This is a genomic window from Mesorhizobium sp. L-8-3 (genome assembly GCF_016756615.1).
In the GTDB taxonomy this organism is placed as follows: domain Bacteria; phylum Pseudomonadota; class Alphaproteobacteria; order Rhizobiales; family Rhizobiaceae.
The window spans coordinates 1,546,295-1,563,110 of sequence record NZ_AP023262.1 but is presented as its reverse complement, the minus strand read 5'-3'; the positions used below and the strand labels follow the sequence as shown (position 1 = coordinate 1,563,110).

Genomic DNA, 16,816 nt, shown 5'->3' with positions numbered 1-16,816 from the left:
CATCACTAGCCGAAGGACTGGTTCGCCAAGGCATACATGCGGGCCGCGCCATCGGGCGTTGGCTGCCGCCCCTTGATCATGGCGGTGGCTCCGCCGACCCTGACAAGGCCCAGGCTTTGCAGCCAGTCGCCCAATCCATGTTCGGCATAGACGTCGATGCGCACGAACTGGCCGTGGAGCCTGGAAAGCCGATCAAGGATCAGGAGTTGCGCGTCTTCAGGGCTTTCGGCGGCAACAGGGCCGACCACGTAGCCGCGCCCGAACTTCCTTGCGATGGCGTAACCGGCGATCCTTCCACCGCGGTCTATCACCACCACCTCGCCCACTTCGGCAAGCGCGGCCACCATCGGCCCTCGCGGCATGCCGGTGGAGCGTTCGTCGAAAGCCTGGATCGCCGAAAGGTCGGAGACCGTTGCAGGTCGAACATCGTCGCGGGACTTCGCCGGCACGGCGACGTTCAGCGGGCCTTGATGCTGTAGGACGGCACCCCAGACGGTGAAGCCGCGCCGCTTGTAGAGAGGCAGCCCCTCTTCGGTCGAATTGAGCAGCACGTTGCGACCCTCAGTCGCCTGGAGCAAACCGTTGAAGAGCCGCGAGCCGTTGCCACCACCTTGCGCGGAGCGGGTAACGATGATCATCCCGGCCGAAGCATAGGCCTGCCCGTAGTTCCACCACATTGCAGAGCCGATCACCTCGCCCGCGCGCTCGAGGACAAGGCCCTCGCCGACCCTGGCGGCAAACTCCCAGTCCTCGCTGCGGTAAGGCCAGCCCATTTCCTGCGACAGCTTCAGCGCGCCGGGCACATGGCGCGGCTCGAAAGCGGTCAGTTCGGCCGGATCGCCGACAATGTCCATTTTGAGCCCAACGGCCATGCGCAAGCAGCCTTCATTCATCCAGAGATCGAAGCTCAAGGTGGCGCCCCGCGCGCAGATTTCGATGCTGTTTTTCCCGTAGAGATCAGCGCGATTGTTCGTTTTGGACGATTCTTCGGCATACCGGACCGCGCAATTCGGGCGAGGTATGTGCGGCGTCTTATATGGTCTCCGCCTTGCTCGCTCGACGATCCCCGCCACGCCCGCACAGTCATCAATGCCAGGGAGGTAGTCCAGATGATCTACATCAGTGAGGAAGAGTCTGCCGCCCTCGTCACCCACGAACTTGCTTTCGAGGCGACGCGGGCGGCTCTCGTGGCCGCGGCATCCGGGCACAGCGGTGTCTTTCCGGCGGTTCTGGGGCGCTCGCGGGAAGCGACCAACACGTTCTCGATCAAGTCCGGGTGGTCGGACAACCTGACAGGCGTGAAGATCGGCTCCTTCTGGTCCGGCAACCCGGCGCGGGGCCTTCCGCGCCACAACTCCACCATAGTGCTGCTGGATCAGCAGACAGGTCGGCTCCGCGCCGTGATCGAGGCCGGCAAGGTCAACGCCTACCGAACGGCTGCAGCCGACGCGGTTGCGGCCGACCTTCTCGCCCGGCAGGACGCCAAGGTTCTGGCGATCTTCGGCGCGGGCAACCAGGCGAGTTTCGAGGTCGCGGCGCTGACTCGCATCCGACCGATCGAAACCGTGCTGGTCGTGGCACGGCCTTCGGCGCGACGCGATGCTTTTGTCGGCCAGATCGGCGAAAGGGGCCTCGAGGCGCGCGCCGTATCGGCCGAAGAAGCCGTGCGCGCGGCCGACATCGTGGTGACGGCGACCCCCTCACGCGAACCTCTGTTCGATGCCGCGTGGGTGGAACCCGGAACCCATGTCGTCAGCATGGGATCGGATGCGCCCGGCAAGCAGGAATTGCCGGGCCAACTGCTGTCGATGGCAAGCCTGTTCTGCGACCTGCCCTCACAGTCCCTCCGGATTGGCGACTTTCAGCACGCTCGCGCGGAGATCGAGGCGGGCACGCTTACCGTGACGCCAATCGGCGACGTCATTGAGGGCCGTGTACCTGGACGCCGCCTCGAAGACGAAATCACCGTCTTCGACAGTTCCGGCATCTCCCTGCAGGATCTCTACATGGCCGACGCGCTGATCAGCGCAAAGGTGTCCCGCCGCTAGCCGTGGGCCGGGCCGCCCGATATCGAGTGTAGGCCTCACTCGAACGAAAGCCTGCATTGGGCTTCCAGCCATCGCGCAAGAACGTGAGCTTTCCCGGATGTCGTCGGTTGCAAGGCGAGTCTGTCCGCGGCCAGTCGGGCGGAGCCGAGACGAGCCGTCGCCTGGTGCAACTCCTGCCACCTTGCGCTTATGTACCGCGGACTTGGCGGGGGAACGTGGGGATTCCGCTCACCCGACCGCTGACACCTTGGCTTGGTGCGCGTCAGGTCTGACTTCCGGCTGATCTTCAGATAGCCGCGATGTCCAGCTTCGAGCCGTCAACCAGACGCGACAGGCGGAACGGTGTAGGATCGACGCAAGGCGTGTCGTTTACGACAAGCTCCGCGGCCAGATAGCCAAGCCCCGGGCCTAAACCGAAGCCGTGGCCCGAACAGCCCGCCGCGAGGACGAGGCCTTTCACCCCGTCGACCTGCGACACCACGGGCACTGCGTCCGGCGTGCAATCGACGAAACCACCCCAGGCGCTATCGATCCTTATGTCGGCCAGTTGGGGGAAGGTCTTGCGGACACTCTCCACCACTTGGCTTACCAGCCATTTCAAGGGTGGGGGATCCAGCACCCGACTTTGTTCGAATATCCGATCGTCGCTTGCCAAAAGGGCGGACAATGAATCCGGCCCCGAAAAGAACGATTGGCCAATGCCGAGCCTGACATTCTTCAGGCGACGGAAGAACTGCGGCATGAATTCCCGGCTATACCGGATAGCCCGGGGCGTGATTTCGAGGTTCGCCTTGCCGCTGATGGCAAGTGTATAGCTTCCGTCCAGTCGGCGCGTGATTGTGCAGTAGGGTGTGGAGATTGCCTCGCCTATGTTGATTGTCGGGGTGGAACGCAGCGCGGTCTGCCGGATACTCGCTTGGGGGAAACTGATCCCGAGCGGCCTCAGGAAGCGCGAAGACCAGGCGCCAGCGGCGCACAGCACGGCGCTGGTTCTGATGTAGCCCTTCTCCGTGTGCACGCCCGCGATTTTGCCATTGGCCAAGTCGAGCGCCCGCGCGGCGCATTCCTGGTGGATCGTGGCGCCCAGAACTCTGGCGCCCTCGGCGATAGCCGGCGCGGCGAGCGCAGGCTCGGCCTTACCGTCCCGTTCCGAATAGATCCCGCCGACCCATTTATCGCGCGCTTCGGGGACGCGCTCGGCCACCTCCGCCCGGCTGAGACTGCGGGTTTCGACGTCGTACTCCCTGGCGATCTCGCGCCACTTTTCCCAGCCGGCGAGCACAGCCTCGTCGTGAGTCGCAAAGAGGAGACCGCAGCGTCGAAATCCAAGGTCCCGATTGATATCGCGCGTCAGCTCGTCCCACAGTCGCAGGGAGATCACCGAGAGCGGCAGTTCGCGCCGGTCGCGGTTCTGCTGGCGGCACCAACCCCAGTTTCGGCTCGATTGTTCACATGCGACGTGGCCCTTCTCGAGCAGAGCCACGGAAAGGCCACGCTTCGCCAGAAAGTAGGCGGCCGTGGAGCCGAGGATGCCGCCGCCGACGATGACGACGTCCGCCTCGGCCGGGAGACGCTCATCACTGTGAATGCGTTCGACTCGGGGCGACATGTTCCAACCAACCTCGGCTGCCAGGAATGCGGAAGCAAAGTTCCGATCAGCCCTTCATCGCATCGTGCGCTCGGAAGAATGTGCCGAAATCATCGAGGACTTCGCCAGATGTGCGGATTTTTGATCGCTTGATCGATAGGATCTGCTCAAGCCCCACCGAATTCCAGTTCGGCACAGCGCGGCGCAACCTGCTCGCGAGTCCGTTTGGATCGAGCTTGAGGATCGTGGATCGGCTCAGTGTCGGGAGCGCCGGAACAGGCAAGACGACACTAAGGACAGCTGCAACGATAACCGCTACGCTATGGCCGACCGCCGCGGTTTGATTGTGTAATTCCATTCTGGATGGAACTGGTCGCCGGTGATATCGAGGGTCGCCATCTCGGCAGCCGAGACCTTCACGCCCTTCTCATAGGTGGTGGCGTCGAGCGCGCACTCGACCTTGAGCCCGGTCTTGGTCGTGGTCGCGCCGATCAACTCGACCACGGCGAGGCGATCCGTCAACGGACGGCCGCGCCAATTCTGGGTGATGTGGCAGAACAGTCGGTGCTCGATCTTGTTCCACTTCGACGTGCCCGGCGGATAGTGATGGACGTGGACGACAAGCCCGGTCTCGTCGGCGAGCTTCTGCAGTTCCACCTTCCACAGCCGCACGCGCGCCCCGTTGGAGCCGCCGCAGTCGGCGGTGATCGTCAGCGCGCCGGCCGAGGGATAGCGCTGGCGGCCCATGCGCTCGAGCCACGTGCGGATCGAGTGGACCGCGAACTCGGCGGTGTCGGCGGTGATGCCGACGCTGACCCAGCCCTCGTTGGCGGCCACGTCGTAGACGCCGTAGGGGACGACCTTGCCAAGCGTCTTGTCGACGAAGTCGTGCACCTTGACGCGCTGCGGGTCGCCCTTCGGGCGATAGTCGCTGCCGCCATTCTTGAAGGCGCCGACGAGCTCTTTCTTCTTTGTATCGACGGAGATGACGGGCTCACCGGCCGCCTGCGCGGCGACCACCTTGGCGTTGATGTGCGCGAACTGGGCATCGCGGTCGGGATGGTGCGCGCCTTCATCCGTCTTGCGGTTAAGCTGGCGCGAGAAGCCGAGCTTGACAAGCAGCTTGCGCACGCTGTTGGGGCTGATCGCATGGCCCATGTCGCCAAGCGCGCGCGCCAGCTTGTCCAGGCTCTTCGACACCCACAACAGAGGCCGCTCCGGATCACCCAAGGTCGCCGGCTCAACGAGGCGCTCAAGGTCGGCAAGCAGCGTCGGATCGCGCGCCGTCAACGGCCGCGGGCCGCCGCCTTCCCGGCGCACCCGACCGCGCGGCGGCGCCGCGTCGAGGTCTTTCAGCCCGCGCCCGATCGTCGAGCGGGCCAGCCCTGTGATCTCCGAGACCGCCGCCAGCCCACCCCGGCCCGCCGCGCGCGCCTCGCTCGCGGCGAACACGCGCCGGCCGCGCTCGTCGCGCTTCGAGCCGTCCGCCTCCCACCGCTGCTGGATCCCGCGCCGGTCGATCATGTCGCTACCGCTAGCGCGCCTCGCTCCGGCAGGGAATCCCTGCCGGGTGAGTCACACCGCCGCAGGTCGAGACAACCGACCGATTCAATTATCGTTGCAGCTGTCCTAACCAATGCGATCCCGGCGGAGCTGGTCGAGACCAAACTGGAAGATCGTCTGGTGATCTTGGAAGACACCGGCGTTGCGCCGCGGGGCCCTTACACGACCGACCCGCTGATCAGGGCAGCGGCGACCCGCGGCTAGGCCGCGCGCCGGGCCGCTTGCCGACATCGAATGTAGGCCTCACTCGAACGAAAGCCTGCATTGGGCTTCCAGCCATCGGGCAAGCGCGTGGGCCTTTCCAGACAATTCGGCTTCTCCCGTCCAGATGAGCCCGTAATGGCTTCCATCGGGATCGAAACCGGCCGGTGCGACGAGCCGCCCTCTCTCTATGTCGTCGGTTGCGAGGACCAGGGGACTGAGGGCAGCGCCAAGCCCCGCCGATGCGGCCTCAACGATCAGGAAGTGGTGGTCATAGAAGCGGATTTCCGTGGGGCGCCGCACCGATGGGTGGACGGCGAGCCATTGTGACCAGGCGTCCGGCCGGGTCTTTGAACCCAGCGCGATATACTCCCCCGAGGCAAAGGCCGGCGCGAGTTGAGGGCTCATCACCGGTCCAACCTTTTCTGGAAAAAGGCGCTGGACATGCGAGGCCTCTGGCAGCGCGAAATCGAGCCGTCGAATGGCCAGATCGATCCGGTCGCGACGAAACTCCACCGGGCCGCCGCCTACCGAGAGATGCAGCGCGATATCGGGATGCGCGCTCTGAAAGCTCGCCAGTCGCGGAATGAGCCAACGCATCGCGACCGAGGGCTCGCAGGAAAGCACCAGCACGTCCTGGCGAGCGTTGGCGGCGCGCAGATTTTCGATGGTTGTCGCCAGCTCCGTGAAGAACCGGCCAAGCGTAAGGTTGAGCGTCTCCCCTGCCGCCGTGAGGCGCAAGCCCCGACCGCTTTTCTCGAACAGCCTGAATCCGAGATCGTCGGACAATTTGGCGACCCGACGGCTGACGGCGCCATGGGTCAGGGCGAGACTGTCTGCGGCCAGCCGAACGGAGCCGAGACGAGCCGTCGTCTCGAACGCCCGAAGATCGTCCAGCGAGGGTATGTCGGACCGCTTCATCGGTGAATTTTTATCACCGCTTCCGTGTAGAAACTATCGCTTTTTAAGAGGCGCCGCGTCTGCATAATTGTTCCATGCGAACCAATAGCCAGCCTACGATCGGCATCCTCGCCGACGACCTGACCAGCGCCGCGGATGGCGCCGGCCCGTTTGTCGAGCGTGGCCTACGAGCAGTGGTAGGCAGGGGCCGCTTACCGGCGGTGGAAGGGACGATCGTCGCCGTCGACAGCGGGTCGCGGTCCGTCGACGCCTCGGCAGCGGCGGAACTCTCCGCGGGCCTTGCCGCACGGCTCGCCTCCCGCCAAATCCTGTACAAGACCGTGGACTCCACGCTGCGCGGACATATAACGGCGGAACTGGAAGCGGCGTTCAGGGCGAGCGGTCGCAAGACGCTTGTCTTTGCTCCCGCGTTCCCCACCGCGGGGCGCACCACCGTCAGCGGTGTTCAGCTGGTGGACGGCGTGCCGGTCGCGGAAACCGGCTATGGTCGCGACCCCGTTCATCCGGCGCGTTACTCGCGTCTGGTTGAGCTTATTCCTGCCTGCATCGACAACGTCGTCATCATCAATGCGACCACACAGTGCGATCTCGACAGAGAGATCGCCGCTCTCCCTGAAGCGGAATCGATCCTCTGGGCAGGTTCTCCCGGCATGGCGATGGCGCTGGCGAAACGCTTCGCGCCGGCCGCGGCAGCATCCAATCCGGTCGCGTCCGCCGCTGGTGACATTCTCGTCGTGATCGGCAGCGCCAACTCGCTCAGCCACCGCCAGGCCAATCAGGTTGCCACGCAGGCTCGGGTCACCGTGCTTCGGGCTCCGGCCCGGCGCCTGGATGAGCCCTTATCCGTCCTGCAGGGTATCGCCCGGGACGCGGCCGAACGACTGCGCCGCCAGCCGTTTGATGTCGTGATTGCCACAGGCGGAGATACCGTGGAAGCCGTTCTCGACCTCCTGGAGATCCGCGCCTTCGAGATCCTGCGGGAGTTCGAGCCAGGCTTTCCGCTGGGCCGCGCTTTCCTTGGGGACGGGCGCGAGCTTCTTATCGGCATGAAGGCGGGCGGCTTCGGTGACGGCGACACGCTGCGGCGCGCAATCGCCGAGCTCCGCCAGAACGCCGCGACACCAGCACAGGCCTTGCCATGACCCAATCTGCTCCTCTTGCCATAACGATGGGCGACGCCTCCGGCATCGGTCCGGAGATCGTGGCCAACGCATTGGCCCGGGGAAACCAGCGGGCCGTCGTGTTCGGCAGCCGCGTCGTGATGGAGGACATCGTCCGTCGTCTTGGCCTTGACCTAACGGTTGGGCAGGTCACCGGACCCGAGGAAGCACGCTTCGAGCCTCGGTCCCTCGAGGTTGTCGAAACGACCCAAATCCTGGAGTTGCCGCCGCTTGGGGTCGTTAACGCCATTTCCGGCCAGGCTTCCTTCGACGCAATCATAGCCGCGATCTCCGCGGCTAAGGCCGGCACCGTCAGCGGCATCGTAACCGCGCCGATCAACAAGGAAGCGATGGGATGCGCGGGCATCCGCTATCCCGGACATACCGAGATTCTGGCCGACTATGGCGGCGCGAAGCGCGTTGCGATGATGCTGGCCAATGACGACATCCGCACGGTTCTCGTTACCATCCACACGTCGCTGCGCAACGCGATCGACGAGGCGGATTTCGACGCCCAGATGGCGGCGATCCGGCTGGCGCATGACGGCGGCAAGGCCCTCGGCATCGCGGCTCCGCGCATCGCGGTCGCGGGGCTCAATCCCCATGCCGGTGAAGGCGGTCTATTTGGTGACGAAGAAATCCGGATTATCCGGCCTGCGATCGAGGCGGCGCGCGCCGAGGGCATCGATGCCAGCGGTCCTTGGCCCGGCGACACCGTCTACATGCAGGCCCGCAAGGGTCGCTTCGATGTCGTAGTGGCCCAATATCACGACCAGGGCCTGATCCCTGTGAAATATCTCGGGCTCGAAAAGGGCGTGAACATCACCCTTGGCCTACCGTTCGTCCGCACAAGCCCCGACCATGGCACGGCGTTCGATATCGCGGGTCAGGGCGTTGCCGATTCCACCAGTCTGGAGACCGCAATCGCTTACGCCCGGCGGCTCGTTGCTGCGCAAACCAAGTCCCAAGAACGTGAAAGGGTAGTCTGATGGGCCTCCGCTTCATCTTCATGCTCACGCGCAACGACCGCACGGTCGAGGACGCGTCGAAACAACTTCAGACCGCCTTGAGGCTCGGCGTACGCCATATCGGCTTCAAGGACATCGGCTTGCCGATCGACCAGCTGAAGTCGCTCAATCAAGCCATCAAGGCCGGCGGCGCAACCTCCTATCTCGAAGTCGTCTCGCTCGACCGGGAGAGCGAGATCGTCTCCGCAAAGGCCGCGGTCGAGATCGGCGTCGACATCCTGCTGGGCGGTACGCGCGTTGACGACGTTCTGCCGATCGTTACCGGCAGCAGCCTGCAATACTTCCCCTTCCCCGGGCGCATCAGCGGTCACCCGAGCGTGCTCGAAGGCACGATCGGGGAGATTGTCGAGAGCGCCAAGGCGCTGACCGCGCGCGACGGGGTGCATGGTCTCGACCTGCTTGCCTATCGCTCCAGGGAAGACGTCCCGACCCTCATCAGGCAGGTCTGCGCGGCCGTGTCCAAACCGGTCTACGTCGCCGGCTCGATCGACACGCCCGAGCGGATCGCAGTGGTCAAGGACGCCGGCGCCGCCGGCTTCACGATCGGTACCGCCGCGCTGGACGGCAAATACCCGGCGCCGGAAAAGGATGTGTCGAGCCAGCTCGCTGCGATCCTGCGCGACGTCGCCACGCTCAACCGGCACATCTCGCCTTTCCAGAAGAAGAACCTGACCAGCGCGTTTGGACGCTTCAATGACACGTGGTCCCCGAGGATCGCCGGTCAGATCAACGACATGCAGATAAAGCTGGCGAAGTTCTCCGGCGAGTTCGTCTGGCACTTCCATAAGAGCGAGGATGAACTGTTCCTCGTGCACAAGGGTCGCTTGCTGATGAAGTTCCGCGATCGGGACGAGATTATCGAGGAAGGGGAGTTCATCGTGGTCCCGCATGGCGTCGAGCATTGCCCGGTGGCTTTGGACGATACGTGCGAGGTCGTGATGCTCGAACCGAGTACTACGCTCAATACCGGCACGACAAGGAACGAGCGAACGGTGACCGAACTCGGCCGCGGCTGAAGCACAGCGCAAAGTCAGTGAACTACGCCGTCACAAGGCGGCACCCAATACTACCTCCATAGGACCTCGGGCCATGCGATCCAAAACCATCCGTCTCGACTTCCGGTCCGATACTGTCACCCGACCTACCCCCCAGATGCGCGCGGCGATGGCAGCCGCCGAGGTGGGTGACGATGTCTTGGGCGATGATTTCACAGTGAAAGCGCTGGAGACGCGCCTTGCCGCCATGTTCGGCAAGGAAGCAGGCCTGCTGCTGCCGACCGGGACCATGGCCAATCTCGCGGCGATCATGTGCCATTGCCAGCGCGGCGAGGAGTACCTCTGCGGAAACGAAGCTCACACCTATCTGTGGGAAGCGGGGGGCGCCGCCGTACTCGGTTCGGTTCAGCCACAACCGTTGCCGGTCCGTGCCGATGGTACGATCCGCATCGGGGATCTTCACGCGGCGGTTAAGGCCGACGACCCCCATTTTGCTGTCACACGACTGGTGACGATCGAGAATACGTTTGTCGGGCGGATACTTCGGCCGGAGTATCAGGACGAGGTGGTCGGCTTCGCGCGGGATCGGGGTCTCGCCACCCACCTTGACGGCGCGCGGGTGTTCAACGCGGCTGTGGGACTTGGCGTCGATGTCGGCCGTTTGGCAAAGGGCTTCGACAGCGTGTCGGTATGCCTCTCGAAGGGGCTGGGAGCGCCGCTTGGCTCGGTGCTGGTCGGGAAGGCCGCGCTGATCGCCCGAGCGCGCCGTTGGCGCAAGATGCTCGGCGGGGGCATGCGGCAGGCAGGAATAGTTGCAGCGGCGGGCCTGCATGCGCTCGACCATCATGTCGAACGTCTGGCCGAGGATCACGCCAACGCCAGGGCACTCGCGGATGGATTTTCGGGAACCAAGGGACTGACGGTGACACCGCCGCAGTCCAACATGGTGTTTGTGGATCTCGCGCCCGATCTGGCGACCCGGCTATCCGAAGCATTGCCTGATCGCGGCATAGCGGCCAGTTTCTGGCCGGGTGGACGCATGCGCTGGGTCACCCATCTCGATGTCGATCGTGTCGCCGTTGACGAGGCAATCGCAGCGGTGCGCGAGGTCGCTGAGAGTCGGAGATGAAACGTCCCAAAGTCACACGATGGCGGAATGCAATACCACGCGGGGCGTCGCTCAGGCGAGTTGAAATGCAGACCGAAGCGGCACCCTTCGATCCCGTGCCGTAGCGCGTCCGCGCCTAAGCAATGTCAATGCAGCTTGAGGCGCGGACGGACGACACGGTTGACGTGACCGACCAGGATGAGCGCAAGTCCCTTGGCCCAGCCGTGGATGGCCATCAAGTGCATGCGGTACAGGGACATGTAGATCGTAAGCGATGTTTTCCTCGCACATTGACCAAGCTCGATTGGGCATTCCGAAAAATGCCACTACGACATTGATGGCAAGAATGCGCCAATAGGCGACCCTCGTCGCGGCTACCTGCAGCCTCAATACTCGACCGCGCCTGGTATGACGATATTCGGCAACGCATTGGCCAGCATGTCGCGAGCTAGCGACAGGGCGATCTTCGACGTCAAGCTCTGATCACCAATTCCGAGGCGAACCCACAGTCCGTCGATCAATGCCGACATTGACAATGATAAGCTCTCCGCGTCGGAGGGGGAAACCAAAGAGCGGAAACCGGACATTAGATTCGAGTGCATTCGCGAATGGAAAATGCTTTGCAGGCGCGCCAACTGCGGCTCGCGCGGAACCTCCGCACACAGCGAAAGCCATGCATGGCCGTTCGGCGACTTGAAAACGTGCTCGCCGAGGTTTGCCTCCACGATTGCCCAAATGCGCTCGATCGGTGAGCGTGCTCTCTTGAGACGGCTGACGACGTCATCACGCAGGCCGGCATTTGCCTCGCGCATCGCTTCTTCGAAAAGCTCCTGCTTGTTTCGGAAATAGTGAAGAAGGATGCCCTTGGATGCACCCGCTTCCTGGGCGACCTTTTCCAATGTAGTCCCCGCGGCCCCCTCGCGCCGCATGACTTCAACGGCTGCGCGACGCAACTCCCGACGTCTTATCTCGCTGATTTTTGTAAGTGCCATGTATCACCCCCATAGATGATTATTGACAAAGGAGACCGATAGTTCAACTATTGACTGCGCGGTCAATCTTTTGGTCGCCGGGAAAACGGAGGGGGAAATATGAAACTGGGTATCATGCTTCTCGCAGCCATCGGCTTGGCGCTGAGCGCGGGATATGGGCACACAGCGGAAGTTCCGGTGCCTTCCCAGACTGACTGGGCAGCAGCAAAAAAGACGGTAAGCCTGTCAAATGGCGTCACTCTGGCGTACTCTGAAATGGGCAACACCGATGGCCAGCCTCTTCTGCTCATTCATGGCTACACGGACAACTCACGCAGTTGGTCGCTAATCGCACCTTATTTGAAGAATTTCCACATCTATGCAATCGATCTTCGTGGCCACGGGAAGTCCAGCGCTCCTGACTGCTGTTACACCTATGCCGATTTCGCCAACGACACGTTCCTATTCTTGGAAGCGATGAAAATCGATCGCATCAGCGTCGTTGGGCATTCGCTGGGTTCGCTGACGGCACAAATGTTGGCGGCGCAACATCCGGAAAAGATAGAAAAGGTCGTGCTGATTTCCTCGACCGTCAACACTGGCGGCGGACCTGGCAGCTGGCTATGGGACAATATTACTCCGCTCCAGCCCCCCATCGATCCAAATGGAAAGTTCATGATGGACTGGTACTGGAACCCCAATCCGGTCGATGACGCGTTCATAAAGCCAGAGCGCGAGGAGAGTGCCGCTGTTCCGATACAAGTCTGGAAAGGTGTTCTTTGGGGTACAACCACAGGCGACCTGTCAAAAACAGCATCGTTGATCAAAGCTCCTATGATGATTCTCTGGGGCGATCAGGATCAGTTGTTTGACTCTTCTCATCAAGAAAAGCTCAAAGCAGCATTTCCACAAGCAAGGTTTGAAGCGTTCAAAGGGGCGGGCCATAATATGTTTTGGGAAACGCCCGAGAAAGCTGCTGCCCTCATAGCTTCTTTTCTGACGAAGTGAAGTCGGATCGAATGAACTGTGCCGCAGTCTCAGCCCATTGCTGGGACTGCTCTCCTTCGAAGGTGCCCGACGCGCGTGATTAGCCCCTCCAGGTGAGCATGGTATCGCGCCGCATGCCGGCTTTTCCTAAGTCGGGGAGAACAGGGCGTCTGTGGCAAGCCGTCGCATTAAACAGGTGTCCGCTATCGTACCATGCAGTTTCACAAGCTCCCAACATTCGCGCGCGTATTAGCATCGCTTCTCGGCGTCACACCAAGCGCATGGCGAAATCAGATTCTGAACCGGGGAGCGGTTCGGCCTACGAGGTGAAGCGTTGCGTGACGGCTGCTTAGGGCCAACAGCAGACTTCAGCCGTTTGTTCGTCCAAATAATTCCACGGCAAAAGCTCATCGATGCAACTCTGCCTGTGACCGTTGACGATGGCGGTGAGCGTCGCGGTCAAATAGGCCAGCGGATCGACGGCATTGAGTTTGCAGGTTTCGATGAGCGAGGCGATGGTTGCCCAGTTCTCGGCTCCGGCGTCGTGCCCCGCGAAGAGCGCGTTCTTCCGATCGATGGCCTCCAAAGACCCGTAGAAGAAACGGTAGCCTCAACGATGCCCGTGGCTGCGATAGCCGACTTCATCAAGATTTGCATCGAGTGAACCGGCCGCGACCTCATGGAGGAGCGGTTTCCAGACATGGGTGTGGTTCCGCTCCACAAGAATAATGTCGAAATCCTTACGGCCGAGCCATGCTCCGAGCCGCCGCACGAGTTCGAGACCTCCAGCCCCACCGCCAACTACCACTATTTGAGTCTTCATTCCTGCTTACCCAGTCCGTAGCAGAATGCCTCAACACGACTGCGCGCTGTCAGCGGCGGGCGCTCCAGATGGCGATCGAGTCTGGATTCGGTGCCCCTCATGACAAAGCGACGTCATCGTCCCCCGGAATTCGAAAATCGCGCGGCGGCCGGGCGTTCCTGCCACCGGGGGCGAACCCTAGAGGAGGCCAAGCGCTGCATTCACCAATCCATCACCACCTTGCCGGAATTGCCGCTGCGCATCGCGTCGAAGCCGGTCTGAAAATCGTCGATGCCGATGCGATGAGTGATCAGCCCGGAGACGTCGAGCGGCCCCTGTACGAGCGCGATCATCTTGTACCAGGTCTCGAACATCTCGCGGCCGTAGATGCCCTTCAGCGTCAGCATCTTGAAAATGACCTTGTTCCAGTCGATTTCGAAGCCGGTCGGCGCGATGCCGAGGATGGCGATCTTGCCGCCATTGTTCATCGTGTCGATCATGTCGCGGAATGCTGCGGCGGAGCCTGACATTTCGAGACCGACGTCGAAACCTTCGGTCATGCCCTCCTCGCGCATCACCTCTCGCAGCTTTTCCCTGGAGGCATCGACGACGTGATGGATCTTCATCTTCCGCGCCAGTTCGAGCCTGGAAGGGTTGATGTCGGTGATCACCACCTTGCGGGCCCCGACCGCCTGCGCCACCAGCGCGCCCATGATTCCGATCGGCCCGGCGCCGGTGACCAGCACATCCTCGCCCACAAGATCGAAGGAGAGCGCGGTATGGACGGCGTTGCCGAGCGGATCGAAGATTGCCGCGACCTCGTCGGGAATATCGTCGGGGATCGGCACGACATTGTGCTGCGGAATGGCGAGGTACTCGGCGAAAGCCCCCGGCCGGTTTACGCCGACGCCAAGCGTGTTGCGGCAGAGATGGCCCCTGCCCGCGCGGCAGTTGCGGCAGTGGCCGCAGACGATGTGCCCCTCGCCCGAGACGCGCTGGCCGATGCGGTATTCCGTCACCGCCTTGCCGAAATCGGCGACTTCGCCGACGAATTCATGGCCGGTCACCATCGGCACGGGCACGGTTTTCTGCGCCCATTGGTCCCAGTTGTAGATATGCACGTCGGTGCCGCAGATGGCCGACTTTTTCACCTTGATCAGCACGTCGTTCGGGCCGATCTCGGGGATCGGCACGGGCTCCATCCATATGCCGGGTTCGGCCTTTGCCTTAACGAGGGCCCGCATCATGTTGGACATATTGTCGTTCCTCAGGAAATGATGCCGAGTTCCTTGCCCACCTCGCCGAACACCGTCACCGCGCGGTCGATGTCGGCGGTGGAGTGGGCGGCGGACATCTGGGTACGGATGCGCGCCTGACCCTTCGGCACCACGGGGAAAGAGAAGCCGATCACATAGATGCCGCGCTCAAGCATCATTTCCGCCATGCGCGACGCCAGCGCCGCATCTCCGATCATCACCGGGATGATCGGGTGATCGGCGCCCGCCAACGTGAAGCCAAGCTTGGTCATGCCCGAGCGAAACCGCTCTGCATTCTGGTAGAGCCGCTTCCGCAGCGCGTCACCCCTCTCGATAATGTCGAAGACCTCGAGCGACGCCGCAGCGATCGCCGGCATCAGCGTGTTGGAAAAGAGATAGGGCCGCGAACGCTGGCGCAGCCACTCCACCACCGGCTTGCTGGCGCTTGTATAGCCGCCTGAAGCGCCACCCAAAGCCTTGCCCAACGTTCCAGTGATGATGTCTACCCTGCCCTCGACGCCGCAATGCTCGGCCGAACCGCGGCCATGTTTTCCGACAAAACCGACCGCGTGGCTGTCGTCCACCATCACCATCGCCTCGTATTTTTCGGCGAGGTCGCACACACCCTTGAGGTTCGCGATGATGCCGTCCATCGAGAAGACGCCGTCCGTGGCGATGAGTTTGAAGCGGCTTCCCTCGGCTTTCTTCAGTTCTTCCTCCAAGGCACCCATGTCGTTGTTGGCGTAGCGAAGGCGCTTGGCCTTCGACAGCCGCACGCCGTCGATGATCGAGGCATGGTTGAGTGCGTCGGAGATGATCGCGTCTTCCTCGCCAAGCAGCGTCTCGAACAGGCCTCCATTGGCATCGAAGCACGAGCCGTAGAGGATCGTGTCCTCCATGCCAAGGAAGCTGGATATCTTCGTCTCGAGCTGTTTGTGCTCCTCTTGGGTGCCGCAGATGAAGCGCACCGAGGCCATGCCATAACCATAACGGTCGAGCGCGGCCTTCGCAGCCGCCTGCAAGTCCACGCTATCTGCAAGCCCGAGATAGTTGTTGGCGCAGAAATTGAGCAGTTTCCTGCCGCCGACCTCGATCTCGGCGGACTGAGGAGAGGTGATGACGCGCTCGGACTTGTAGAGGCCGTCCGCCTCCATCTGTGAAAGAAGTTCTCGAATGTGGCCTTCCAAGGTCATCGCCATGATGCCTCTAACTCCCGTGTTGTGTTCTCTCCACAAAGCCCGCGAAGGATGCGCTCGAAGTGGCTGGGATCGTGTGCATTGAGCAGCGCGGCCTCGCGAGGCAGGTGCAGATCCCAGAGACGCGAAAGCCAGAAGCGAAATGCTCCGGCCCGCTGCATTGCCGGAAGCAATCTGTGTTCGGCCGGAGCAAGAACGCGCACCGATTCATAGCCGGCTAGCAATGCGGCGGCTCGCGATTCGTGCTGGCGACTGGTGCAACCATCGACGCACCAGTCGTTCAGGCACACAGCGATATCGAACAGAAGCGCGTCGCAGCCCGCGAAATAGAAATCGAAAACGCCCGTCAGGCGCTCGCCGACAAACAATGCGTTGTCGCGAAAAAGATCGGCGTGAACTGGCCCTCTGGGAAGGTACGCGTAGGATGCCGAGGCCGCCAACTCCTTCTGGAAAGCCAGCTCACTCGCGAACAGCGAGCGCTGCGCATCGGACATGAAGCGGCAGACCACCGGCGCCACTTCGTCCCACCAGGAGAGACCTCGCGGATTGTCCTGATGCCGCGGGTAGTCGCGCCCGGCCACGTGCATCTGCGCCAGGAATTCGCCGATCGCGTGGCAATGCGCGTCGCCCGGAGCTGTCACGCTCTCGCCCTCAAGCCGGTCGACGACGACGGCAGGCCGGCCCTTCAGCGCGTGAAGGATTTCGCCACCGCCGTTGGCGACCGGGTTCGGAACCGGCATACCCCGCGCCGCGAGATGCTTCATGAGATGGAGATAGTACGGCAATTGCCCGCTCATGAGCCGCTCGAACAGCGTGAGCACATAGGCGCCGGTGTCGGTGTCGACGAAATAGTTGGTGTTTTCGATCCCGCTCGTGATGCCGCGAACGGAACGCGGCCTGCCCAGTCCCAGCGCCCGAAAGAACGCCGCGACCTCGTCGTCCGAGAGTTCTGTGTACACGGCCATGGACAAACAGCTCCCGACGCGGCGTTT

Annotated in this window: 15 protein-coding genes and 1 pseudogene; 6 read left to right on the top strand and 10 right to left on the bottom strand. The window is 62.6% G+C overall.

Annotated features, from left to right (window positions below):
* Positions 1–5: 5 nt before the first annotated feature.
* On the bottom strand, positions 6–872 hold the full coding sequence (locus JN302_RS07235; protein WP_202306101.1) for a GNAT family N-acetyltransferase: 867 nt from the start codon (positions 870–872) through the stop codon (positions 6–8).
* A 237-nt stretch (positions 873–1,109) separates the two neighbouring features.
* Between JN302_RS07235 and JN302_RS07230 the strand changes: the two genes are divergently transcribed.
* Entirely contained in the window at positions 1,110–2,048 is a 939-nt protein-coding gene (locus JN302_RS07230; protein WP_202306103.1) for an ornithine cyclodeaminase family protein, read from the top strand.
* A gap of 286 nt (positions 2,049–2,334) precedes the next feature.
* Here the strand turns inward: JN302_RS07230 and JN302_RS07225 are convergent, their stop codons facing one another.
* The 3 genes from JN302_RS07225 to JN302_RS07215 all read right to left on the bottom strand — a co-directional run bounded on the left by JN302_RS07225 (position 2,335) and on the right by JN302_RS07215 (position 6,321).
* Positions 2,335–3,657: an NAD(P)/FAD-dependent oxidoreductase gene (locus tag JN302_RS07225; protein ID WP_202306105.1), complete on the bottom strand. Its 1,323-nt coding sequence runs from the start codon at positions 3,655–3,657 to the stop codon at positions 2,335–2,337.
* A 294-nt stretch (positions 3,658–3,951) separates the two neighbouring features.
* Positions 3,952–5,160: an ISAzo13 family transposase gene (locus tag JN302_RS07220; protein ID WP_202329080.1), complete on the bottom strand. Its 1,209-nt coding sequence runs from the start codon at positions 5,158–5,160 to the stop codon at positions 3,952–3,954.
* Positions 5,161–5,442: 282 nt separating this feature from the next.
* On the bottom strand, positions 5,443–6,321 hold the full coding sequence (locus tag JN302_RS07215; protein WP_202306107.1) for a LysR family transcriptional regulator: 879 nt from the start codon (positions 6,319–6,321) through the stop codon (positions 5,443–5,445).
* Positions 6,322–6,395: 74 nt separating this feature from the next.
* Here JN302_RS07215 and JN302_RS07210 point away from each other — a divergent pair, with 74 nt between their 5' ends.
* From JN302_RS07210 to ltaE, 4 genes are all read left to right on the top strand, one after another.
* Positions 6,396–7,463, top strand: a complete 1,068-nt coding sequence (locus JN302_RS07210) for a four-carbon acid sugar kinase family protein (protein ID WP_202332455.1) — start codon at positions 6,396–6,398, stop codon at positions 7,461–7,463.
* Positions 7,460–8,470, top strand: coding sequence for a 4-hydroxythreonine-4-phosphate dehydrogenase PdxA (gene pdxA, locus JN302_RS07205; protein ID WP_202332454.1), 1,011 nt, complete (start codon positions 7,460–7,462; stop codon positions 8,468–8,470). The genes JN302_RS07210 and pdxA overlap by 4 nt, the downstream gene beginning before the upstream one ends.
* Complete coding sequence (locus tag JN302_RS39770; RefSeq protein WP_202332453.1) at positions 8,470–9,525, top strand: cupin domain-containing protein; 1,056 nt, start codon at positions 8,470–8,472, stop codon at positions 9,523–9,525. The genes pdxA and JN302_RS39770 overlap by 1 nt, the downstream gene beginning before the upstream one ends.
* 73 nt (positions 9,526–9,598) lie before the next feature.
* Positions 9,599–10,633: a low-specificity L-threonine aldolase gene (gene ltaE, locus JN302_RS07195; protein ID WP_202332452.1), complete on the top strand. Its 1,035-nt coding sequence runs from the start codon at positions 9,599–9,601 to the stop codon at positions 10,631–10,633.
* Positions 10,634–10,998: 365 nt separating this feature from the next.
* Here ltaE and betI read toward each other — a convergent pair whose 3' ends face one another.
* Positions 10,999–11,604, bottom strand: coding sequence for a choline-binding transcriptional repressor BetI (betI, locus tag JN302_RS07190; protein WP_202332451.1), 606 nt, complete (start codon positions 11,602–11,604; stop codon positions 10,999–11,001).
* A gap of 99 nt (positions 11,605–11,703) precedes the next feature.
* On the opposite strand from betI, the gene JN302_RS07185 reads away from it, so the two are divergent.
* Positions 11,704–12,591, top strand: a complete 888-nt coding sequence (locus tag JN302_RS07185) for an alpha/beta fold hydrolase (protein WP_202332450.1) — start codon at positions 11,704–11,706, stop codon at positions 12,589–12,591.
* Positions 12,592–12,919: 328 nt separating this feature from the next.
* Here the strand turns inward: JN302_RS07185 and JN302_RS07180 are convergent.
* The 5 genes and pseudogenes from JN302_RS07180 to JN302_RS07160 form a co-directional block, all read right to left on the bottom strand.
* Positions 12,920–13,150 (bottom strand): annotated as a pseudogene (locus tag JN302_RS07180) (transposase domain-containing protein); the annotation flags it as partial.
* Between the two features lie 30 nt (positions 13,151–13,180).
* The gene (locus JN302_RS07175) at positions 13,181–13,393 is read right to left on the bottom strand and encodes an FAD-dependent oxidoreductase (RefSeq protein ID WP_202332449.1); all 213 of its coding nucleotides are present in this window, start codon (positions 13,391–13,393) and stop codon (positions 13,181–13,183) included.
* A gap of 200 nt (positions 13,394–13,593) precedes the next feature.
* Entirely contained in the window at positions 13,594–14,628 is a 1,035-nt protein-coding gene (gene tdh, locus JN302_RS07170) for an L-threonine 3-dehydrogenase (protein ID WP_202332448.1), read from the bottom strand.
* A gap of 11 nt (positions 14,629–14,639) precedes the next feature.
* Complete coding sequence (locus JN302_RS07165; RefSeq protein ID WP_202332447.1) at positions 14,640–15,827, bottom strand: glycine C-acetyltransferase; 1,188 nt, start codon at positions 15,825–15,827, stop codon at positions 14,640–14,642.
* Positions 15,818–16,789 (bottom strand): homoserine kinase, encoded by a 972-nt coding sequence (locus JN302_RS07160; protein WP_202306116.1) that lies wholly within the window; start codon positions 16,787–16,789, stop codon positions 15,818–15,820. Before JN302_RS07160 ends, JN302_RS07165 begins: the two co-directional genes overlap by 10 nt.
* Positions 16,790–16,816: the final 27 nt, after the last annotated feature.